20 protein-coding genes are annotated in these 21,854 nt (G+C 38.3%); 4 read left to right on the top strand and 16 right to left on the bottom strand.

The features are described 5' to 3' along the window. Positions 1–167: 167 nt before the first annotated feature. Positions 168–629 (bottom strand): DUF441 domain-containing protein, encoded by a 462-nt coding sequence (locus ACFX40_RS11460; protein ID WP_013059446.1) that lies wholly within the window; start codon positions 627–629, stop codon positions 168–170. Positions 630–742: 113 nt separating this feature from the next. Here ACFX40_RS11460 and ytvI point away from each other — a divergent pair, with 113 nt between their 5' ends. Next, entirely contained in the window at positions 743–1,852 is a 1,110-nt protein-coding gene (ytvI, locus tag ACFX40_RS11465) for a sporulation integral membrane protein YtvI (protein WP_060745479.1), read from the top strand. 39 nt (positions 1,853–1,891) lie between these two features. Here ytvI and ACFX40_RS11470 read toward each other — a convergent pair whose 3' ends face one another. The 7 genes from ACFX40_RS11470 to dnaE all read right to left on the bottom strand — a co-directional run bounded on the left by ACFX40_RS11470 (position 1,892) and on the right by dnaE (position 12,146). Beyond that, on the bottom strand, positions 1,892–2,284 hold the full coding sequence (locus ACFX40_RS11470; RefSeq protein WP_025750656.1) for an FxsA family protein: 393 nt from the start codon (positions 2,282–2,284) through the stop codon (positions 1,892–1,894). 79 nt (positions 2,285–2,363) lie between these two features. Then, positions 2,364–4,124, bottom strand: coding sequence for a pyruvate kinase (pyk, locus tag ACFX40_RS11475; RefSeq protein WP_028410522.1), 1,761 nt, complete (start codon positions 4,122–4,124; stop codon positions 2,364–2,366). Between the two features lie 479 nt (positions 4,125–4,603). Then, positions 4,604–5,581: an acetyl-CoA carboxylase carboxyl transferase subunit alpha gene (gene accA / locus ACFX40_RS11480; protein WP_013059450.1), complete on the bottom strand. Its 978-nt coding sequence runs from the start codon at positions 5,579–5,581 to the stop codon at positions 4,604–4,606. Further along, a complete protein-coding gene (gene accD / locus ACFX40_RS11485; protein ID WP_013059451.1) occupies positions 5,575–6,456 on the bottom strand; it encodes an acetyl-CoA carboxylase, carboxyltransferase subunit beta in 882 nt (293 codons plus the stop codon). Before accD ends, accA begins: the two co-directional genes overlap by 7 nt. A gap of 227 nt (positions 6,457–6,683) precedes the next feature. Then, entirely contained in the window at positions 6,684–7,286 is a 603-nt protein-coding gene (locus tag ACFX40_RS11490) for a FadR/GntR family transcriptional regulator (RefSeq protein ID WP_016765715.1), read from the bottom strand. A 79-nt stretch (positions 7,287–7,365) separates the two neighbouring features. Beyond that, positions 7,366–8,595, bottom strand: a complete 1,230-nt coding sequence (gene ystJ, locus ACFX40_RS11495) for an NADP-dependent malic enzyme (RefSeq protein WP_013059453.1) — start codon at positions 8,593–8,595, stop codon at positions 7,366–7,368. Positions 8,596–8,795: 200 nt separating this feature from the next. Then, the gene (gene dnaE, locus ACFX40_RS11500) at positions 8,796–12,146 is read right to left on the bottom strand and encodes a DNA polymerase III subunit alpha (protein ID WP_334038298.1); all 3,351 of its coding nucleotides are present in this window, start codon (positions 12,144–12,146) and stop codon (positions 8,796–8,798) included. 141 nt (positions 12,147–12,287) lie between these two features. Between dnaE and ytrH the strand changes: the two genes are divergently transcribed. Together ytrH and ytrI are read left to right on the top strand one after the other, a co-directional pair. After that, the gene (gene ytrH / locus ACFX40_RS11505; protein ID WP_013059455.1) at positions 12,288–12,623 is read left to right on the top strand and encodes a sporulation membrane protein YtrH; all 336 of its coding nucleotides are present in this window, start codon (positions 12,288–12,290) and stop codon (positions 12,621–12,623) included. Beyond that, positions 12,620–13,138 carry a sporulation membrane protein YtrI gene (gene ytrI / locus ACFX40_RS11510; protein WP_028410519.1) on the top strand — a complete coding sequence of 173 codons (519 nt, stop codon included), beginning with the start codon at positions 12,620–12,622 and terminating at the stop codon, positions 13,136–13,138. Before ytrH ends, ytrI begins: the two co-directional genes overlap by 4 nt. Before the next feature lie 38 nt (positions 13,139–13,176). Here the strand turns inward: ytrI and ACFX40_RS11515 are convergent, their stop codons facing one another. After that, positions 13,177–14,115 carry a DHH family phosphoesterase gene (locus ACFX40_RS11515; RefSeq protein WP_377254953.1) on the bottom strand — a complete coding sequence of 313 codons (939 nt, stop codon included), beginning with the start codon at positions 14,113–14,115 and terminating at the stop codon, positions 13,177–13,179. Positions 14,116–14,366: 251 nt separating this feature from the next. Here ACFX40_RS11515 and ACFX40_RS11520 point away from each other — a divergent pair, with 251 nt between their 5' ends. Then, positions 14,367–14,663 carry a YtpI family protein gene (locus tag ACFX40_RS11520; RefSeq protein ID WP_013085203.1) on the top strand — a complete coding sequence of 99 codons (297 nt, stop codon included), beginning with the start codon at positions 14,367–14,369 and terminating at the stop codon, positions 14,661–14,663. A 26-nt stretch (positions 14,664–14,689) separates the two neighbouring features. Here the strand turns inward: ACFX40_RS11520 and ACFX40_RS11525 are convergent, their stop codons facing one another. The 7 genes from ACFX40_RS11525 to ACFX40_RS11555 all read right to left on the bottom strand — a co-directional run bounded on the left by ACFX40_RS11525 (position 14,690) and on the right by ACFX40_RS11555 (position 21,545). Beyond that, positions 14,690–16,006, bottom strand: coding sequence for a CBS domain-containing protein (locus ACFX40_RS11525; RefSeq protein WP_013059459.1), 1,317 nt, complete (start codon positions 16,004–16,006; stop codon positions 14,690–14,692). An 81-nt stretch (positions 16,007–16,087) separates the two neighbouring features. Then, entirely contained in the window at positions 16,088–16,324 is a 237-nt protein-coding gene (locus ACFX40_RS11530; protein WP_028410516.1) for a hypothetical protein, read from the bottom strand. 232 nt (positions 16,325–16,556) lie between these two features. Beyond that, on the bottom strand, positions 16,557–17,234 hold the full coding sequence (locus ACFX40_RS11535) for a metal-dependent hydrolase (RefSeq protein WP_377254957.1): 678 nt from the start codon (positions 17,232–17,234) through the stop codon (positions 16,557–16,559). Between the two features lie 113 nt (positions 17,235–17,347). Continuing rightward, positions 17,348–18,469: an alanine dehydrogenase gene (ald, locus tag ACFX40_RS11540; protein WP_013059462.1), complete on the bottom strand. Its 1,122-nt coding sequence runs from the start codon at positions 18,467–18,469 to the stop codon at positions 17,348–17,350. A gap of 150 nt (positions 18,470–18,619) precedes the next feature. Then, positions 18,620–18,787 (bottom strand): hypothetical protein, encoded by a 168-nt coding sequence (locus ACFX40_RS11545; RefSeq protein ID WP_013059463.1) that lies wholly within the window; start codon positions 18,785–18,787, stop codon positions 18,620–18,622. A gap of 164 nt (positions 18,788–18,951) precedes the next feature. Next, positions 18,952–20,340, bottom strand: coding sequence for an argininosuccinate lyase (gene argH, locus ACFX40_RS11550; protein WP_013059464.1), 1,389 nt, complete (start codon positions 20,338–20,340; stop codon positions 18,952–18,954). Beyond that, a complete protein-coding gene (locus ACFX40_RS11555; protein WP_013059465.1) occupies positions 20,337–21,545 on the bottom strand; it encodes an argininosuccinate synthase in 1,209 nt (402 codons plus the stop codon). Before ACFX40_RS11555 ends, argH begins: the two co-directional genes overlap by 4 nt. Between the last annotated feature and the right edge of the window lie 309 nt (positions 21,546–21,854).

Here is a 21,854-nt window from a genome sequence, read left to right on the forward strand (position 1 = left end):
AAATCAAAACATCTGCATGTGTCATTGCTTTGTTACAGCCCTATAGGTAAAACATACAATTGTATGTAAAAAGATGCGGCCTCAAAATATATTATAAACAATTATCTGACTTTTGTGAATCAAAAGAGAGAAGAAATTTTAAAAAAATTATTATTATACAAAAATTTCTACGAAAAAAGTTCGGTTAATTTCATAAATAAATAAGCAATTCCAGCACCGATTAACGGACCTACTGCCACCCCTTGAAACAGCGCCACAGCAAGAATTGTGCCAAAAACTAAAGCAGTCGTAATATGCGGATCATCTTCCAAGAGTGTAAGTCCATATTTGGCAATAATTGCTACAGCAATTCCCGCTCCTAGAGCAATCCAGGCATAAGAAGATTTCACAGCCTCTCCTAATTGTTTGAATCCTATGTCTCCTGTTGCAATCGGCACAAGAACGGCAATTGTAATAACCGTTACTCCAATATTAATTCCTTTTGATTGTAGAAACGGAAAAACCTTACCGTCTAACCCGATTAATTTTAAAATAAGTAAAAATGCAACTGCAATGATTAATGATTGATTTTTAGCCACTAATCCAATTACGAGTAAAACAGCTAAAAAAAGCATGGGTTGTGAGAACATTTTACTCATCCTTTCTTTTTTTATTGTGATAAATCTAAAGCGTATTACGTAAATATTTTATGAGTAGCTTTTTCTTTTGTTAACTATCGTTTACAAGGAGGCCTCTATTTATTGTGTACAAGCTTCATTTACACCGACTATTTCGCTTAGCTTGTGTGTTGGCAATTATTGCAGCATCTATATTTCTTAGTTATTATGTCTCTTCTCTCATATATCCATTTATTATCGCCTGCTGCATCGCTTTTTTTATAAACCCTATGGTTAATCTATTTGAATTGAAGCTGCGCTTACCCCGCTACTTAGCTGTTTTACTGTCAATGGTTCTTATCTTCTCTCTTTTGGCCGGACTTATTACGTTACTTATCACAGAAATCATTGCAGGAAGTACGTATTTAGCGAAAGTTGTTCCCACAAATTTCAAAGAAGTGGTCATATTTATTGAAAATATTGCTACAGAACAAATACTTCCGTTTTATGAACGCATTACTTCTATGTTTAATAACTTAAATACCGGTCAGCAAGCAACTATTTTATCGAACATTAAAGGGGTAGGCAACCATATCGCTCAAACCGTGGGCGATTTTTTGCAAAATGTATTGCAAAGCATCCCAGTACTTTTATCCGTATTGCCTAATGCAGCGACTGTGATTATTTTTTCATTGCTGGCTACTTTTTTTATTAGTAAAGATTGGTACAAGCTGATGGCTAAAAGCAGCGTGTTTATTCCTAAAAAAGTAAGAGAAAATGGACAGACAGTTGTTGTGGAGCTTAAAAATGCACTGTTTGGTTTTATTAAAGCTCAGCTTACGCTTATTTCGATTACCACAATCATCGTTCTTTTTGGTTTACTTGTTCTTAGGGTTGATTATGCTATTACGGTCGCTTTATTAATTGGCTTAGTAGATATTCTTCCTTACCTCGGAACAGGACTGGTTTTTGTTCCTTGGATGATTTATGCCTTTGCAACAGATAACATGTCATTTGCTGTAGGGCTCTCGGTACTATATGCTGTAGTACTTGTGCAGCGACAAATTATGGAACCAAAAATTTTGTCATCAAGCATTGGTCTTGATCCTCTCGCTACATTAATTGCTTTATTTGTAGGATATCAACTGATTGGATTTTTCGGATTAATAGTTGGCCCTGTTATTCTTGTTATTCTAAAAACTCTTCATACAACGGGGGTTTTTAAAGAAACGTGGCAGTTTATTATAGGAAAATGAAAAAGTGTGTGAAAGAAGCTTCTTTCACACACTTTCTAGTTAACGAATAATCGTCATTCGATTACGTCCTTGAAAAAATCTTCTTAGCCACGTTAAAAGGAAAGGCTTAACGATTCTGCGTGTAAACGGCAGTAAAAAGATAAAGCCTACAACATCTGTCAAGAAGCCTGGAAACAGCAGAAACAGTCCGCCAAATAGTACACACATACCATCAAGGATTTCACCGCTCGGAACATGTCCCTGGCTCATCTGACGCTGTGCTTTTTGAAAAAGAGATGTTCCTTGTTTTTTCGCTAGAAACGCACCAATAAAACTGGTAGCAATAATCAGTAAAAATGTTGACATTACACCAATGAGATGACTTGAATAAATCAAAATCATTACCTCAACAGCAGGTACAATAAGAAGGAGCGGAAGGAGCTTCCTCACCATCATCACCTCTTCGCTTATTGAATTGCCTAAACAAAAAGAGAAGGATTCCCCTTCTCTTTTTTCTATCATCTACGTGTTCTTACAGTACGCTTGCGTGTCCGTTGTATACAACACCGCGTGAAGCATCAACTGTAATATCTTGATCTTCTGAGAATACGCTTGTTGCGTTTTCTACGCCTACAATGACAGGAATGCTTAAGTTTAACCCTACTACAGCTGCATGGCTTGTTAGACCGCCTTCTTCTGTAATAAGAGCCCCTGCTTTTTCAATTGCACTGATCATATCGCGATCTGTGCTGTTTGTAACAAGGATAGCACCTTCAGTCATTTTTGCATTTGCTTCTTCAGCAGTTTTAGCAATAACTACTTTACCAACTGCTGCTTTACGACCAATTCCTTGTCCTTTAGCAAGAACGTCACCTACAACTTGAACTTTCATTAAGTTCGTTGCACCTGATTCTCCAACTGGAACACCAGCTGTAATAACCACTAAGTCGCCGTGTGCTACAACGCCTGTTTTTACTGCGTCATTTACAGCGTGATCTAACATATCGTCAATTGTATTTACGCGCTCACCAACAACTGGTGTAACACCCCATACTAGAGACAGACGACGTGCAACAGAATCGTTTGCTGCAACAGCTACGATTGGAGATTGCGGACGATATTTAGAAACAATTTTCGCTGTATAACCACTTTCTGTTGGCGCTACGATTGCACTAGCGTTTAAGTTAAGCGCTGTGTGTACAACAGATTGTCCAATTGCATCTGTAATAGATGGGCCAACTTGCTTGCTGCGCTGTTGTAAAATCTCAGAGTAGTTTAGAGCTTGCTCAGCACGAGAAGCGATTGAATGCATTGTTTGTACAGCTTCAACTGGGTAAGAACCTGCAGCTGTTTCACCAGATAACATAATTGCATCTGTACCATCAAAGATAGCATTGGCAACGTCACTTGCTTCCGCACGAGTTGGACGCGGGTTGCGTTGCATTGAATCAAGCATTTGTGTAGCTGTAATAACTGGTTTGCCAAGCGCATTACATTGTTTGATTAAATCTTTTTGTACTAATGGTACTTCTTCAGCAGGAATTTCTACTCCTAAGTCACCACGAGCAACCATTAAACCGTCTGAAACTTCAAGAATTTCCTTGATGTTATCTACGCCTTCTTGGTTTTCAATTTTTGAGATGATTTGAATGTGAGCTGCATTGTGTTTTTCTAGTAGTTCACGAATTTCTAATACATCAGATGCGCGACGCACAAAAGAAGCAGCGATAAAATCAATGCCTTGTTCGATACCAAATACAATATCGTTAGCATCTTTTTCAGTGATACCAGGAAGGTTTACACTTACGTTTGGCACGTTTACACCTTTTTTATTTTTTAATGTACCTGGGTTAAGTACTTTTGTTTTGATTTCACCGTCAGTTTTATTGATTTCTAGTACTTCAAGACCGATTAAACCGTCATCTAAAAGGATTTTTGATCCTACGTGTACGTCTTCAATTAGACCTGGATATGTAATTGAGAATTTTTCAGTTGTTCCCACTACTTCTGTCATAGAAACAATGATTTCAGAGCCTTCTTGTAACTCAATTGCACCATTTTCCATTGTGTTTGTACGAATTTCAGGTCCTTTTGTATCAAGTAAGATACCTACTGTTTTACCTGTTTGTTTCGCAGCTTCACGAATGTTAACAATACGTGCACCGTGCTCTTCAAAGTCACCGTGAGAGAAGTTTAGACGACAAACGTTTAAGCCTGAGTTAATTAGTTCAACTAATTTTTCTACACTTTCACTCGCTGGTCCAATAGTACATACAATTTTAGTTTTACGCATTCAAATTTCCTCCTATATATTTACTATTTACTCTTTAGATAGGGCAAATAGCTATTTCTTTTACTAACCTTGTACTAGCAGGCTGTGAACAAATACTTTGTTGCCCTGACTTGTTCACCTTGCTTTACGTGTAACTTATGAAATACCTACGTAGCGCTGAATCAAATAGCAAACAAATACACAGCACTTTAACGATGAATTTCTTCATCGTTTGCTTCTTGTTTTACTATTCCCTGCAATTCATACAGCAATACTTGCTGCCTGATATGTCTTATATATCTCACGTTTTGGAGAAAAGACAAACGCTCGCACAGCTGCTAATAACCATAGGAAATTTTTAAAAAACACTCTTTTTCTACTTTTACTTAAAGGTTTTTGCTGTCTATAAAATACCACGAAGAACTTGTAAACACAATAGAGAAGGGCTATACAAACCGCACAAAAACGCGCACCCTTATTTTTCAAGAGTGCACGTTTCTTTATTTTATAGTAATGGCATCGTTTTCAGCTGCAAATTGTCCGATTTTTTTGTATTTTAAATAACGCTCTTCCACTAGCTCTTCTTTTGATAAATTCATCAGCTCTTTTAATGATTTCTTGATAATGCCCTCCATGTATCCAGCTTGTGCATCGATATCTCGGTGAGCTCCACCTTTTACCTCTGAAACCATTTCATCTACAATACCCAGTTCTTTCAAATCTGGTGCTGTAATCTTCATCGTTTCAGCAGCTTTTTTCGCAAGAGAAGAATCTTTCCAAAGAATGGCTGCCGCTCCTTCTGGAGAAATAACTGAATACGTGGAGTTCTCAAGCATATGAAGGTGATTTCCTAAACCTAATGCCAAGGCTCCCCCGCTTCCTCCTTCTCCAATTACAATGCAAATAACAGGTACAGTTAAGCCAGCCATTTCGAAAAGGTTTTTCGCAATAGCTTCGCTTTGTCCGCGCTCTTCTGCCGCTTTTCCTGGATAAGCTCCTTTTGTATCAATAAAGCAAATAATTGGGCGGTTAAATTTCTCCGCTTGCTTCATTAGACGCAGTGCTTTACGGTAGCCTTCAGGGTGAGGCATACCAAAATTACGGCGAATATTTTCTTTCGTATCTTTACCTCTCTGATGTCCAATCACGGTAACAGGCACGCCATTAAACTTGGCAATTCCTCCTACGATTGCTTCATCATCTCCATAAAAGCGATCTCCATGACACTCTAAAAAGTTTGTAAACAAGCGCGAAATATAATCGAGTGTTGTAGGACGCTCAGGATGACGAGCAATTTGAACACGGTTCCATGGGCTTAGATGATTGTAAATATCGTTTTCTACTTTTTCTAAGCGATTTTCTAACTTATCAATTTCGCTAGATAAATCCACTTCTGTGTTTTTAGCAAACTCTTTAAGCTCTGCAATCTTGTTTCGCAACTCGACAATTGGACGTTCAAATTCTAATTCGCTTACCACTCGATGTCACCTCCTGCTACGTGTATATCTAAAATAGTTGTTAACGTTTCTTTTAAATCATGACGGTCAATAACTCCGTCTAGCTGACCATGCTTCAACAGAAATTCCGACGTCTGAAAATCTTCTGGAAGCTCTTCTCTAATTGTTTGTTCAATAATACGTCTTCCAGCAAAGCCAATTAACGCGCCCGGCTCGGCTAAATTATAATCACCTAACGAAGCAAAGCTTGCTGACACGCCCCCTGTAGTAGGATGTGTCATAATCGAAATGATTAAGCCGCCTTCATCACTGAACATTTTAAGAGCTGCGCTAGTTTTAGCCATTTGCATCAAGCTCAGAACACCTTCTTGCATACGTGCACCGCCTGAAGCTGTAAAAATAAGGAATGGAACATGCATTTCCTTCGCTTTTTCAATGGCGCGAGTAATTTTCTCGCCGACTACAGAACCCATGCTTCCCATACGGAAGTGTGAATCCATAACAGCAACTACTACTTTAATGCCTTCAATATCTCCTTCACCCGTAACAATCGCTTCACTTAAATTAGTTTTCTCACGATCTTTTTCGAGCTTTTCAAGATAATCAGGGAACCCAAGAGGATTTTCTGACGTCATATCTTTGTCGTATTCAACAAACGTTCCGCTGTCGATTAAGCTTTCGATACGCTCTGGTGCTGTCATTTGATGATGATATCCACAGTTTAAGCATACTTTTAAGTTTTTATTTAACTCTTTCGTATACATTATTTTTTTACACTTTTTACACTTGGTCATAATTCCTTCAGGTACATCTTGTCTCATATGCTCAGAAGGAATCGTAGCATATTTTCGTTTTTTTGGAGTTTTTGTGTTTTTTGTAAATAAATCTCGTAACAAGGTGTAACCTCCTTTTGGTTCTTTTCTTTATCATAAGAACCTTTATTCTTCCTCTTCTTCTACTATTTACAAGTTGTGAAAATCCGCCTCAAATACAAATCAAGTGACGGATAGACAAAAATTGGACGAATTGTTCGCTTCACTTTATTAGTTGCTATTTACTTTACTAGATGACTGTTTGATTTTGTGTAGAAAGATGGCATGTCTCTTTCGACAAATTCCTTCTTTCACACTTGTTTGTAGCACTGATGGTGAAGATTTAATACAGCTGCTTCATCTTTTTTAGCTAACGCCTCTACTAATTCACTTATCAGAATGTCGCTTGGCGCTGAGTTTTGTTGAAAAGTTTGAGAAAAACGGCAAATAATCAGCCAGATTCGGTGTAGTAGCCGATTAGGCTGCAAAGAAAACAAATAGTCAAACAAGTTCTTCAAACAATCGTCATTCTGCTTTTGAATTGCTTTCGAAACATTGATTTCGTCCTGTTCCGCTAAAACAAAATACAAACAGCTCTTTTCAAGAATATATCTCGTTTGAATTAAATCTGATTTTGTTTTACCGTCTTGTACTAAAAAAGTAGCTAATAAATCAATAAATTGATGATCCCCTACTTCTTTAATAAACGTACCTTCACCTCTTCTAGTTTCAATCAACCCAATTAGCTCTAACGCTCTGAGCGCTTCTCGAACGGAAGAACGTCCTGCGCCTAACCGTTCAGAAAGCTCTCGTTCTGACGGGATTTTATCCCCCGTAGTTAAACGATCGTCTTCCATTAGCTGGCGAATTTGTTTTAGAATTTCTACATATACTTTTGAACGTTCATTCTTCAAGTTTACTACCACTCACTTTACATTACTTTAACAGGCATGCTTGAAGCATCATGCCTGTCAAAGAACAGTTGATGTAACCTTATTCAATAATCGCTAAGCGACGTGTGTTTTCAGCTACGGCTTCTGGCTTTACCTTTATTCGGGCAACGCCTGTTTCCATAGCTGCTTTTGCAACAGCGGCGGCTACTGCCGGAGCCACTCGTGCATCAAATGGACCTGGAATTACATAGTCTGTATTCAAGTCCTCTTCCGTAATTAAATTAGCAATGGCCTCAACTGCAGCCATTTTCATTTTTTCATTAATATGAGTAGCACGTACATCTAGTGCACCTCGGAATATCCCCGGAAACGCTAAGACATTGTTCACTTGATTAGGAAAATCAGAACGTCCGGTGCCGATTACTTTCGCGCCAGCTTTTTTAGCTTCTTCTGGCATAATTTCAGGCACCGGATTTGCCATTGCAAAAATGATTGGGTCTGGATTCATCTTTCCAATCATCTCCGGTGTGAGTGCTCCTTCAACCGAAACTCCAATAAATACGTCAGCTTCTTCTAAGGCATCAGCTAACGTACCTTCTACTTTGCTTCGATTTGTATAGGCTGCAACTTCATCTTTTATACGGTTCATGCCGTGAGGACGCTTGTCATAAATCGTTCCTTTGGAATCACACATAATGATATCGCGCACTCCATAGCTGTATAATAATTTAATAATAGCAATGCCAGCAGCTCCTGCTCCATTTGCTACCACTTTGATTTGTGACATTTTTCTTCCTGTCAGCTTCAGGGCATTAAGAAGGCCCGCTACCGTAACAATAGCCGTCCCATGCTGATCATCATGAAAAACCGGGATATTTGTTTCCTTTTTCAACCGCTCTTCAATTTCAAAACAGTTAGGAGCCGCAATATCTTCTAAATTAACGCCTCCAAAAGTAGGTTCTAGCAATTTAACAGTTTCTATAATTTTGTCCACATCTGTCGTGTTTAAACAAATTGGGAATGCATCTACGCCGGCAAAACTTTTAAAAAGGACAGCTTTCCCTTCCATTACTGGCAGAGCAGCTTCAGGACCTATATTGCCCAAGCCCAATACGGCAGTGCCATCAGATACAACAGCTACCATATTTCCTTTCATCGTATATTCATATACATTGTTTACATCATCATATATTTCTTTGCAAGGTTCTGCTACACCAGGGGAATAAGCAAGGCTTAAATCCTCTGCGTTTCGAACAGGAATTTTGGACTTTGATTCTAGTTTACCTTTGTTAATGCGGTGCATATGCAATGCTTCTTCACGTAAAGACAATGAATTTCACTCCCAATAAACAAAATGATAACAAATACTGCGCCTGAACCATGTTCTTTCCCACACTCATATGATGTTATAAATCCAATTGCATTTCATTTCAAGAAAAACGCATCTAATTCGTATATTTCATAAAAAACGGTGGTCAGACCACTTTTTTAACTATTTTACCATATAACATCACATGAAATCTGTAAAGACTATATCTTCTTGAACACAACGTGCTTCTCTCCTAGCATTGCTTTTAAAGTTTTTATTAACTCGTCGCTTCGTTCAATAGAATAGTGAACGGGAAGCTTGACCAACTGACGTTCTGCCTCATAATAAATTTTCACAGGAATTTTCCCTCTATGAGACTGAAAGTGCTGGTAAATAGTATGAAGCAGCTTTTCTGTACCTTGCTTTGTTTCTATACGTAAGTATAATTCTTCTGACGGTAGTTTTTGAACCGCCTCGCTAGCAGCTTCAGCACGTTGACAAACAATTTGCTGCTGCCCATTTCTTTCATCTATCTTTCCATGTATCAGTAAAACTTTCCCTTGTTCAAACAGCAGACGATTCTGCTCAAATACGCGGGGAAACGCAACAACTTCTCCTTCTCCACTTTCATCCGTGATGCGTAAAAAGGCCATTTGCTCTCCTTTTTTCGTTCGAATGACGCGAATTTCCAACACAAATACTAAAAGAGAGACCGCTTTTCCTGAAGCGTATTCTTTCATATCGTGAAGAGAAACAACAGAATAAAAGGAATTCAGGGCTTCATACTGAGAAGCAGGGTGGCTTGATAAATAAAAACCTAGCATATCTTTTTCATACTGAAGCCGATCTTCTATTTTCAGTTCCTCTCTTTCCATATATTTAGGCTTTAACGAAAATTCATCTCCAAATCCAAAGTCATCATCTGGGAGTACCAAGCTTGCATGTTCAAACGCTACATCAATCGTTGCTAATAAAGTAGCTCGATTTTCTCCGAACTCATCAAAGCCTCCAGATAGAATCAAAGCTTCAAGCCCCTTTTTATTCACGGCTTTTTGTGAAACACGGGCACAAAAATCAAATAAGTCTTCAAATCTTTTTTTCTTTCGCTCTTCTGTTATTTCCTGCATAGCTGCTGCACCAATATGTTTAATGGCTGCAAGGCTATACCTTATACTTTCACCTTCTACGTTAAACGAATACATGCTCTTGTTAATAGAAGGCGGGAGAACTTGTATTTTTTTTCTTTTTAGTTCATTAATATATTGAGCAATTTTTCCTTCATTTCCAATAACGCTCGTTAGTAAAGCTGAAAAGAACTGCAGCGGGTAATGTGCTTTCAAATAAGCTAACTGATAGGCTACCATACTGTAAGCAACAGCATGACTTCGGTTGAAGCCATAATCAGCAAAACGCACAATAAGGTCATACACTCGATTAGCAACGGATAGGTCATATCCTTTCTTCTTGCTTCCTTGGATAAAATGAGCTCGTTCACGATCCAGCACTGCCCGTTCTTTTTTACTAACTGCTCTTCTCAACAAATCTGCTTCTCCAAGAGAAAAACCGGCCATTTTTGAAGCAATCTGCATAATTTGCTCTTGATACACGATAACGCCGTGCGTCGATTGTAAAATGCCTTTAAGCGTAGGATGATCATATATTACCTTCTCCACTCCATGCTTGCGCTTAATATAGGTTGGAATATTTTCCATCGGACCAGGTCTATACAGCGCGTTAACTGCTACAATATCTTCTAGCTCTGTAGGTTTTAATTGCTGAAGCACTCTTCTCATTCCATCTGACTCTAGCTGAAAAATACCGGTCGTATCTCCTTTACTCAGCAGTTCAAAAGTTTTTTGATCGTTAAACGGTATATGAGACAGTGCCAGCTTTCGATTCATGTCCCGCTCAATTTTCTTTAAAATATGATCTAAAATGGTTAAGTTGCGCAAACCTAAAAAGTCCATTTTCAAAAGCCCAACGTCTTGCAGAGCTTCCATTGGATATTGCGTCAGATATACATCATCATGTCCTTCTTGTACAGCTACAGATTGCGTCAGCGGCTTCTCACTAATCACAACGCCTGCTGCATGCGTAGAAGTATGCCTTGGCAGCCCTTCTATCTTCATGGCAATGTTGTACCATTGTTTTCTGGCTTCATTTTCAGATAAATAGTCTTGAAGAACTCTTGAATCACGAAGAGCGCTTTTCAACGTTGTACCTGGTTTAGTTGGAATCGCTTTGGACATTTTGTTTAGCGCTTCTTGATCAAATCCCATCACTCTCCCTACATCACGTACGGCTGCTTTAGCTGCTAATGTTCCAAATGTAATGATTTGAGCTACATGCAGCGCTCCATATTTTTGAGCCACATACTGAATGACTTGATCTCGTTTGTTATCAGGAAAATCAATATCAATATCAGGCATCGAAATACGTTCAGGGTTTAAAAAGCGCTCAAATAAAAGCTGATGCTGAATTGGATCAACATTTGTAATTCGCAAGGCGTATGAGACCAGTGAGCCTGCCGCTGAACCACGGCCTGGGCCCGTTAAAATACCGTGTTCATGAGCATAATTCATAAAATCCCATACGATAAGAAAGTAATCACTAAAGCGCATATTTTCAATAATGTTCAGCTCATAATCCAAGCGTTCCTCATATTGTTCCGTGATCACTTGAACTCTTTCTTGCAATCCTTTTTCGCAGAGAGTGCGCAAGTAGGCTGATGATGTAACAGACGGGGGAACAGGATATTTTGGAATGGACATTACGCCTAGAGAAATTTCGAGCTCGCATCGTCTTGCGATTTTTATACTTTCTTCTATTAAAAAATGCTGGTCATGAAAGAGATCTTCCATTTCATCAGGTGATTTGAAATAGTACTCGCTGCTCTTACTTTTTACCTCTTCATCGCTATGTAATTTCTCTCCGTCTCGAATAGCTGCTAAACACTCATACGCATCCCGATCTTCTTTTTTTAAATATTTCACTTGATTCGTCGCAACAAGCGGGATATTTTCTTCAGCAGCAAGTTCCGTTAACTGCTGATTTATAAAAGCTTCATCCTGTCCGTGGCGCTGTATCGATATATACAAAGACTGCGAATATACTTTTTTAAAGAATTGAAGCACTCGCTTAGCATCTTGAAGTTTGTTTTCTGCTAGCAGAGTTTCAACTTCTCCAGTTACACCGGGTGTAATAGCAATCAACCCGCCGCTGTAATGATGGAGCCATTTTTTATTTACACCGTGTTTTTCCTTGGTTTGAACTAAACTGCTTAGTTTTAATAGATTTTCATATCCCTTATCATTTTCTGCTAACAAAACTAAAGGGTACGCTCGCTCGCTTTCTTCATGTTCTAGGATTGATAATGTGAGCCCAATAATTGGCTTGATCCCCGCTTTCATGCAGGCTTTATAAAAAGGAATGACTCCGTACATCACGTTTTCATCAGTCAAAGCAATCGCTTCATAGTTCATTTTCTTAGCTGTTTCTACAAGCTCATGAATACGAACGGAACTGCTTAATAAGCTATAAGAACTTTGAAGCTGCAAGTGAACAAAAGGCACAGGACTTCCCACCTTTCTTTAATTCTTTATTCTTATTATAAATTTTGTTGCCGGCGTAGACAAATTACATAACTCTGAGCGTTTGTCCATATATATGTAGGAAGCGTGATTCATTGATAAACTAGTAAAGGAGGACACGTCATGACAAAAGAGCCTTTTATGTCTCTTTTCATTTGGAGTTACTTCACTTCATTAGGTATTATTTTAGGCGGTTCATTAATTGGAGCATTTGCGGGGTTTTTAATTGGAAAATCTCCTTTATACGTCATGCATACCCTCAGCAATAGTTTGAAAATCTGGGCAATTGTCGGAGCAATTGGAGGAACATTTGATACGTTTTACAGCTTTGAGCGAGGACTCTTTGAAGGAGCCACAAAAGATGTATTCAAACAAATCCTTTTAATTCTATCCGCTATGGGAGGAGCTCAGACCGGGGCTCTTATCATCAAGTGGTTAACTCAGGAGCATTTTGTATGAGGGTACCCAGCGAGCGAATGTTCAAGCGCTCCGACTGGCAGCGTTTTTTTGCCGGTATAGTCATTGGAGCAATTGTTAGCTGGGGTGTGTTTTTAACGATTTATGGCGTTTCAAGAGATAGAGAGCTAGAAGAAGTTCGAATTGCTAATGATAAGCTAGAAAAAGCAAATTTGCAAATTAGCGCATGGCAAGAAGATGTAAAAGCATTAAACAAGGAAATGAAGCAGCATTTAATTATTCAGAATGTGAAAGTAAAATTAGTAAACGGCAATCGTTATAAAGTAAACTCTGTGGTTGAATACAATATTCAAAAAAGTGTGGACAAAGAAGCACAGCACTTAATTGCCCAAGATATTGAAAGTGCGTATCGAAGCAGGGATATCTTAAAAAAAGCAATTGAAAATAAAAAATACGAATTCGATAAAACGATTTATGAAGTTGAAGTTCATCAAATTTATTTTTATACAACGCTTTCGATTGAAGTTCGAATTAAAAAGATGGAAAAAGTACTATAAAAAGCCGCTGATTTAAAATCAACGGCTTATTTTACAGATTACTGCTGACTGCAGAGCTCTTCTAAATCAAGTAGTAAAGGCTCTACTTCTTCCCATGAATAAATGGAAGCGCCGGACGCAAGAGGATGGCCTCCTCCATTGTATTTTCTAGCAATTGTATTAATGACAAGCTCTTTTGAACGAAGGCGAACACGAATTTGATTTTCTTCCTCCACAAAAAACACCCACGTTTTTACTCCATCAATTTGCCCTAACGAACCGACTAGCTGAGAAGCATCAGCTGGTGTCACATCATATTTTCGAAGAATTTCATTTGGAATTTTCATATGAGCAACTCCTGCTGGAGACATCGTAAAGTTTTGCAGCACATATCCGTGTAAGTGAGCGACGTTTTCTTTTGTTTTGTATAACTGATCATATACATCTTTAAAATTGAAACCATATTGAATCAATTCACTTGCATAGCAAAACGTTTTCGGCTTTGTATTTGGAAATAAAAATCGACCCGTATCTCCGACGATACCGCTGAAGATCAGCTTTGCTCCTTCATCATTCAGAGATAAACCCTTTTCTTTTCCTTCTAAGTAAAATTCATAAATCATTTCGCTTGTTGAAGAAGCAGACGTCTCAACCCAAAGCAAATCACCGTAAGGAGTTTGGTTTGGATGGTGATCAATTTTAATGACCATTTTTCCATTTACGTAGCGCTGATCTGATACTCGTGCTTCATTAGCCGTATCACAAACAATGACAAGCGCACCCTCATAGGTCTCATCAGCGATATCATCCATCCGGTATAAAAATTTTAATGACTCCGCTTCTTCTCCCGTTACGTATACCTTCTTCTCCGGAAAAGATGTTTTTAACAATTCCGCTAATCCGCACTGAGATCCGTATGCATCTGGATCTGGACGAATGTGCCGGTGAACAATGATGGTGTCAAACTGCTTAATAGCTTCTAATATTTGTGCTTTCATTTTCTCTCTCCTGTCAATACTGTTCTTATTTTATGTATGCACCACGTGCACTTACATTCCCACAGCGCTGTATCCATATTATTTATTAAATCATATCTCTTCTCTTTTTTGAAAGAAGAATCAATCAATAGTAGAATTTTCTGTCATCTACCTGTAAAATAATAGATACTAATGTAAACACTTTCAACACTACGCATTACTAACATCTAGAAACATTACGGATAGAAATACACCGGACTGGAGGGGCGTCTGTGCCATTTTTTATGATTTTAATCGTTGTGTCCTTTGTTTTCTACATGTATTTAAAAGTAAAATACGTACGTTCGAAACGCCCAATGGAACGAAAGTGGATTTCCGCTAAGTCGAGTATTTGTCTTGGCTCTTTTGTATTATTTTTTGGAATCAATCAATGGTTTATTTACGAAACAAGCCTTTCGCTTATCATCGGTATACTATTTGTATTATTCGGTTCAGGCAGTATATTAGCAGGTATCAAAGCTTACAAGTACTATCAGCCTTATGCGATAAAAGAAGCTGGTCAAATGTAAAAGAAGCTGCAAAGCAGCTTCTTTTTTTATACTCTTTCCAATAACTGAGCCATCATCATCGCTTTCCCTACTACAACCCCGGCATTGTAGACTTCTACATCTAATTTAGCAAACTTCCGACCAAGTTCTAATAGCTTAGGGCGAATTTCAATTACGCTTTCAATTTGAACCGGCTTAATAAAATAAACGGTGATGTTTTCAATAACCAAATCACCTTTTTTATATAAGCGAAGAACACGATTGGCGGCTTCCGTTACAATAGTAGTGAAAACTCCGTATGAAATAGTCCCCATATAATTCGTCATTTGTGGCGTTACTTCACAGCGATACACCGGTGCTTCTTTTGTCTCTTGCACATCCATAAATTGATTGGTTACAATGTCGTCAATAGTTTCTCCTACCTGCGGTTGACGCTGAATCATTTGCAGCGCCTTTAAAACATCTTGACGGCTGATAATGCCCTCTAGCCGGTGGTAATCATCCACTACAGGCAGCACTTCAATCCCTTCCCATACCATCATATGCGCAGAAGAAGCGACCGATGTTTTCCCGTGAACCGTCATCGGATTTTTCGTCATTACTTTTTCAATTGAAGTAGAAAGGTCATATCCAATAACATCTTTTGAGGTGACCATACCGTGAACTTTCATATGCTGATCCACTACAGGAAAACGACTGTGGTGAGTCTTATCGTTACATTCATGCCATTTTTCAATCGTATCGGTTAACTGCAAGCTAACCGCTTCAGAGATAGGTGTTAAAATATCCTCTACAAGCACAATTTCTTTTTTTATCAGCTGATCATAAATAGCACGATTAATCATCGTTGCAACTGTAAACGTGTCATAGCTCGTTGAAATAATAGGAAGCTTAAGATCATCCGCAAGCTTCTTAACCCATTCTTCCGTATCAAAGCCGCCCGTAATTAACACGGCTGCTCCTGCTTCAAGAGCTAATTCATGAGCGTTTACTCGATTCCCTACGATAAGAAGGTTTCCGGCCTCGGTATATCTCATCATAGCATCAAGCTTCATCGCTCCAATAACAAACTTGTTTAACGTTTTATGCAAGCCTTCACGTCCGCCCAGCACTTGTCCATCCACGATGTTTACTACTTCAGCAAACGTGAGCTTTTCAATGTTTTCTTTTTTCTTTCGTTCAATTCGAATGGTCCCAACTCGTTCAATCGTTGAAACATATCCTTTATTTTCCGCGTCTTTTATTGCTCGGTACGCCGTGCCTTCACTGACATTCAGTTCTTTGGCAATTTGGCGCACTGAAATTTTTTCACCAATTGGAAGCGAATCGATATACTGTAAAATTTGCTCATGTTTTGTCGCCACGTGTACTTCACCCTTCTAAAACGTTTTTACGTTTCATATGTCTTTTCTTTTATTATACGGGGGAAGTGAAATGGATTCAATCTAACCTCTTTGACGCAAAGGCTTTCTCGCACTATTTTTTTGAATACTTGCCTTCTTGCGGCGCGGTGCATAAAGCAGTGATGACAAATTGCCTCCGGCTACAAAAAGAGCAAAGGTAAGCCAGCTTATGCTAAAAACCCCTTGCAAACTCGAAGTTGTTAACACTAAGTGCGGCATTGCATAGTAAAGCATCACTCCGCATAATAAAAGCGATAAAATAACTCGATTTTTTTCCATAGCTCTCCCTCCTTATTATTACTATCGTATGCAGGGAAGTAAAAAAAGCAGAACGTTTCTTTGCAAATAAAAAGAGATTAGGACATAACTGCATCGATTCAATCCAAAGACGAACAAATATGAAACCTACGTTCACCATAACAATAAAAAAAGAACGAGTGATCGATATTATCGATTACTCGTTCTTTTTTAACTTTAACTGAAATCGGTTTGTCCCAGCCTCTATCTATGATTAAAGATCCAATCCTTCTCCAACTTTTAATACTTTTCCTTCAATATCAGATAATGACTCAACAAATTGATGAGGATCTTGCTTAATTACAGGAAATGTATTGTAGTGAATTGGCACAACAAGCTTTGCCTGCACCCATTCCGCTGCGATAGCTGCATCTTCAGGTCCCATTGTAAAGTTATCTCCAATTGGAAGAAATGCTACGTCAGGCTCATGGGGACCAATTAACTTCAAATCAGAAAATAAACCCGTATCTCCAGCATGATAAATTGTCTTTCCTTCAATCGTTAAAAGCAAACCAGCCGGCATTCCTGTATAAATAATTTTCTCATTATTTTCTGTATAACTTGAACCGTGGAAAGCTTGGGTCAATTTCACCGTGCCAAAATCAAATGTATAGGCTCCGCCTATGCTCATTGGATGTACGTTTAAGCCTTGCCAGCTAAGATATGTAGCTAATTCTGCTACTGCCACAACAAGTGCACCGCTGCGCTTAGCAATTTCCACCGTGTCGCCTACATGATCATTATGGCCATGAGTCAGTAAAATCACATCTGCTTTTACATCTTCAGCATTTAAATCTGTTAATTCATTTCCAGTGATAAACGGGTCAATTAAAATTGTTTTTCCTTTTGTTTCAATTTTAACAACAGAATGTCCATGATAAGAAACGTGCATCAGTTATTCTCTCCTTTTACACTAACCTTTTCTATATTCTACCCGTCCGTTTTAGTTACAAAACAAGTGAATACGCGGCTATCATATCACAAACTGCGCAAAAACATGCCTTATTATGCTTGCTCTAATAAAGTTGTTGCATCAGCGTAAGTGAGACCGTGTGCATCTGCTACAGCCGCGTAAGTGACAAACCCATTTAGGGTGTTGATGCCTTGAAGAAGGGAAGGGTTTTTTAAGCACGCTTTTTTATATCCCTGACTTGCTATTTGCAGAGCATAAGGCACCGTTACGTTGGTCAGTGCCAAGGTCGACGTGCGTGGAACAGCTCCTGGCATATTAGCAACAGCATAATGCAAGACCTCATGCTTCGAATAAGTCGGGTTATCGTGAGTGGTAATGCGATCAGTTGTTTCAAAAATCCCCCCTTGATCAATAGCAATATCAACTACAACGGACCCTTTTGACATCGTTTGAACCATTTCCTCTGTGACAAGCTTTGGCGCTTTAGCTCCCGGTATGAGAACCGCTCCTATCACTAAATCTGACTCTTTTACAGATTGTGCGATATTGTAGTGATTTGACATTAATGTCGTCACTTCTTTACCAAATAAATCATCAAGCTGGCGAAGGCGATCAGCGTTTAAATCAATTATTGTAACATCAGCCCCTAATCCGACCGCAATTTTAGCAGCATTAGTTCCTGCTACTCCTCCTCCAATAATTGTTACTTTTCCTCTTTGCACGCCTGGAACTCCACTTAATAAAATCCCTTTGCCACCTTTGGTTTTCTCCAAAAATTGAGCTCCAATCTGAGAAGACATTCTTCCTGCAACTTCGCTCATCGGAGTTAACAGAGGCAAGCTTTTGTTTGGAAGCTGTACAGTTTCATAAGCGATGCCTACCACCTTTTTATCAATCAATGCTTTCGTTAATGCTTCTTCAGCTGCCAAATGTAAATAGGTAAACAAAATAAGTCCTTCACGAAAATATCCGTATTCTTCTGAAATCGGTTCTTTTACTTTCATAACCATTTCAGCATCCCACGCTTCTTTTGCAGTATTTACAATAGAAGCTCCTGCATTTGTGTAATCTTCATCATGGAATCCAGAGCCTTCTCCTGCCTGTGTTTCAATATATACATCATGCCCACCGTTAACTAAAGCTGTAACACCAGCTGGAGTAATAGCCACGCGATTTTCATTGTTTTTTACTTCTTTCGGCACTCCAATTTTCACCTTTATCCCTCTTTTCTTATATCAGTGATTAACTGAAAAAAGAACGCCACACCAAATCCTTTAGAAAACCGGATTTACTATGACGTTACCTTTCGATAGAGCTCAGCATAATCCTGCTTTTCTTAGTCTATATACAGTATATGCATCTAGTTATTCATATAGTTCGTTATCACTCTGTGCTTCTGGATTTTCGACTACAGAAGCCATAGCATCGCCAATGACGCCGCTTGAATAAGAATCCATTAGCTGTCTTGATGTCTCTTTTTCTCCTTCGAAATCATATTCATATACATGCTGCGGATGTTTTTTGTCTTTCATATGTCACTTCTCCTTTTTCACTTTATTTTCTTTACGAGTGTGAACTTTACTTCATAATCCCTTACATGATCTTTTCTATTTTCTTCTTAAATGCTCTAGTTATACCATTTATCTCACATCAAAAAACGCCCGCAGATTTTTCTGCGGACGTTTTGATAACTTTTTTATATCGATGTTTTTTCATGCAATTCATCTTTAGCTAGCTGAATTGCTTTTTTTACTTGTTCAAATCCTGTTCCTCCCGCGCTATTGCGGCGATTAACAGCTGTTTTTGGACTTAATACATGATAGATGTCTTCCTCGAATAAATCTGACGCTTCCTTATATTGCTCAAGAGGCAAATCCATTAGGTAGATATTTTTCTGAATACAAACGAGAACCAGTTTCCCAACCACTTCATGTGCTTCACGAAACGGCATACCTTTTGAAGCAAGATAGTCAGCTAATTCCGTTGCATTTGAAAAATCTTGTTTCGTAGCTTTTTCCATAACATTTGTTTTTACTGTCATTGTTTCGATCATGCCAGCAAAAATGGTCAAACATCCTTCAATCGTTGTAACCGTATCGAACATGCCTTCTTTATCTTCTTGCAAGTCTTTGTTGTATGTTAAAGGCGTGCCTTTTAACACAGTCAATAAGCTAAATAAATGACCATATACTCGTCCTGTTTTACCACGAATTAACTCCGCCATATCAGGATTTTTCTTTTGAGGCATAATACTGCTGCCCGTTGCGTACGTATCATCCATTTCAATAAATTGAAATTCTTGACTAGACCATAAAATTAACTCTTCACAAAAACGAGATAAATGCATCATTAAAATAGAACTGTTGCTTAAAAACTCTAAAATAAAGTCACGATCGCTCACAGCATCCATACTGTTCTGATAAATCCCATTAAAGCCTAGAAGCTCCGCGCTATAGTGACGATCAATTGGGAATGTCGTACCAGCTAAAGCTCCTGCTCCTAAAGGAGATAAATCAATACGCTTCAGTGATTCCGCATAACGTTCAGCATCGCGCTTGAACATTGAAACATAAGCCATTAAATGATGAGCAAAAGAAACCGGCTGCGCGCGCTGTAAATGTGTGTAGCCTGGAAAAATGGTTTCAACATGCTGATCTGCTTTTGTAAGCAGTACATCTTCTAAATTTTCAATCAGCCCTACAATTTGCTGAACATGCTTTTTTAAATATAAGTGCATATCTGTAGCAACTTGATCATTACGGCTTCGACCCGTATGAAGCTTTCCTCCAACCGGACCAATTTCATCAATTAATAACTTTTCTAAATTCAAATGAATATCTTCATATTGAGCAGAAAATGTTAATTCTTTCTTCTTAGCTTTTTCAAGCAGTGTTTGAAGGCCTTTTTTAATTTGTGACGCTTCATCTCCAGAAAGAATACTGCATTTCTCAAGCATTGTTACATGTGCTAAACTGCCTTCAATATCTTCTTCTACAAGATGCTGATCAAATGAAATCGACGCACCGAACTCGTCAATCCATTGTTCAGGGCGTTTCGTAAAACGCCCTCCCCAAAGTTTGGTCATACCGTTGTCACCTTCTTTTGATTTACCATGCTGCTCACTTGTGTTGGAAGTCCCCATAATGAGATGAAACCAACTGCTGCATTGTGATCAAATTCATCTTCTTTTGTATATGTTGCAAGTTTTTCATTGTATAAAGAATTAGGAGATTTACGTCCCTCTACGATAGCATGCCCTTTAAATAGTTTTACTCTCACTGTTCCGTTCACATATTGCTGCGTATCTTTTAAGAATGCAAGCAGTGAATTTGTTAATGGAGAGAACCATAAACCTTCATAGATAACTTCTGTTAATTTTTTCTCAATTACTGGTTTGAAGTGCGCTACTTCTTTCACTAATGTTAAATCTTCAAGCTCTTTGTGCGCTTTAATTAATGTCATAGCAGCTGGACACTCATATACTTCACGTGATTTAATTCCCACAAGACGGTTTTCTACATGGTCAATACGTCCGACTCCGTGCTTACCTGCAATTTCGTTCAATTCTAGAATTAACTGAGCTAGCGTGTAAGATTGACCGTTTAATGATACGGGAACACCTTCAACGAATTCAATTTCCACTACATCCGCTGTGTCCGGAGTGTTTTCAAGAGAAGCCGTTAGGTCATATGCTTCTTCAGGTGGAGCTGCCCAAGGATCTTCAAGAACGCCACACTCATTACTTCTTCCCCATAAGTTTTGGTCAATTGAAAATGGGCTGTCTAAGTTAATTGGAATTGGAATATTCTTTTCTTTTGCATACTCGATTTCTTCTTCACGAGACCATTTCCAGTCACGAACAGGAGCTAAAACTTCTAAATGTGGATTTAATGCTTTAATTGATACTTCGAAACGCACTTGGTCATTTCCTTTTCCCGTACATCCATGTGCGACAGCTACTGCATTTTCTTGTTCCGCTACTTCCACAAGCTTTTTAGCGATTAGCGGTCTAGATAGTGCAGATACTAATGGATATTTTCCTTCATATAATGTGTGTGCTTGAAGTGCTGCTAACGCAAATGTATTGGCATATTCTTCTTTTGCATCAATCACATATGATGATACCGCTCCAACTGTTAAGGCCTTTTCTTTAACGAATTTTAAATCTTTTCCTTCGCCTACATCTAAACAGCAAGCTACCACATCGTACCCTTTTTCCTGTAACCATTTAATTGCAACTGACGTATCTAAACCTCCGGAATATGCTAAAACAACTTTTGGATTACTCATTATCTATTCCTCCTACAAATTATATATATATTAATACAACCGTTTTAATTTTTATTCATTTAATCTACTATTACTTTAACAACTTTTTAATCTATTTTCAATAGTTATTCAAAAAAAAGTATATAAATTCACATTTATTTTAATTTAACAGGGTAAAATCTCTTAAAATACTGTAAAAATAAACATGAATGAATATTCCTTTCTTACATACTGTGTATATTTATATGCATAAACCAAGTATAAATGATTTATTTTTCACTTACAGTAGCTCTGGCTTTTGTCATTGTATAAAATGGAAGGGAAGAGGTG

Origin of the sequence: Priestia sp. YIM B13552 (assembly GCF_042787775.1) — a bacterium.
Classification (GTDB): Bacteria; Bacillota; Bacilli; order Bacillales; family Bacillaceae_H; genus Priestia; species Priestia megaterium_E.

What these genes read in the sequence shown, in the direction of transcription:
- ACFX40_RS11460 (WP_013059446.1), bottom strand. Translation starts at nt 629, where the DNA reads ATGTTCTCACAACCCATGCTTTTTTTAGCTGTTTTACTCGTAATTGGA.
- ACFX40_RS11470 (WP_025750656.1), bottom strand. Translation starts at nt 2,284, where the DNA reads ATGGTGAGGAAGCTCCTTCCGCTCCTTCTTATTGTACCTGCTGTTGAG.
- pyk (WP_028410522.1), bottom strand. Translation starts at nt 4,124, where the DNA reads ATGCGTAAAACTAAAATTGTATGTACTATTGGACCAGCGAGTGAAAGT.
- ytrH (WP_013059455.1), top strand. Translation starts at nt 12,288, where the DNA reads ATGACAAAAGAGCCTTTTATGTCTCTTTTCATTTGGAGTTACTTCACT.
- ytrI (WP_028410519.1), top strand. Translation starts at nt 12,620, where the DNA reads ATGAGGGTACCCAGCGAGCGAATGTTCAAGCGCTCCGACTGGCAGCGT.
- ACFX40_RS11515 (WP_377254953.1), bottom strand. Translation starts at nt 14,115, where the DNA reads ATGAAAGCACAAATATTAGAAGCTATTAAGCAGTTTGACACCATCATT.
- ACFX40_RS11530 (WP_028410516.1), bottom strand. Translation starts at nt 16,324, where the DNA reads ATGGAAAAAAATCGAGTTATTTTATCGCTTTTATTATGCGGAGTGATG.
- ACFX40_RS11535 (WP_377254957.1), bottom strand. Translation starts at nt 17,234, where the DNA reads ATGCACGTTTCTTATCATGGACATTCTGTTGTTAAAATTGAAACAAAA.
- ACFX40_RS11545 (WP_013059463.1), bottom strand. Translation starts at nt 18,787, where the DNA reads ATGAAAGACAAAAAACATCCGCAGCATGTATATGAATATGATTTCGAA.
- argH (WP_013059464.1), bottom strand. Translation starts at nt 20,340, where the DNA reads ATGACCAAACTTTGGGGAGGGCGTTTTACGAAACGCCCTGAACAATGG.
- ACFX40_RS11555 (WP_013059465.1), bottom strand. Translation starts at nt 21,545, where the DNA reads ATGAGTAATCCAAAAGTTGTTTTAGCATATTCCGGAGGTTTAGATACG.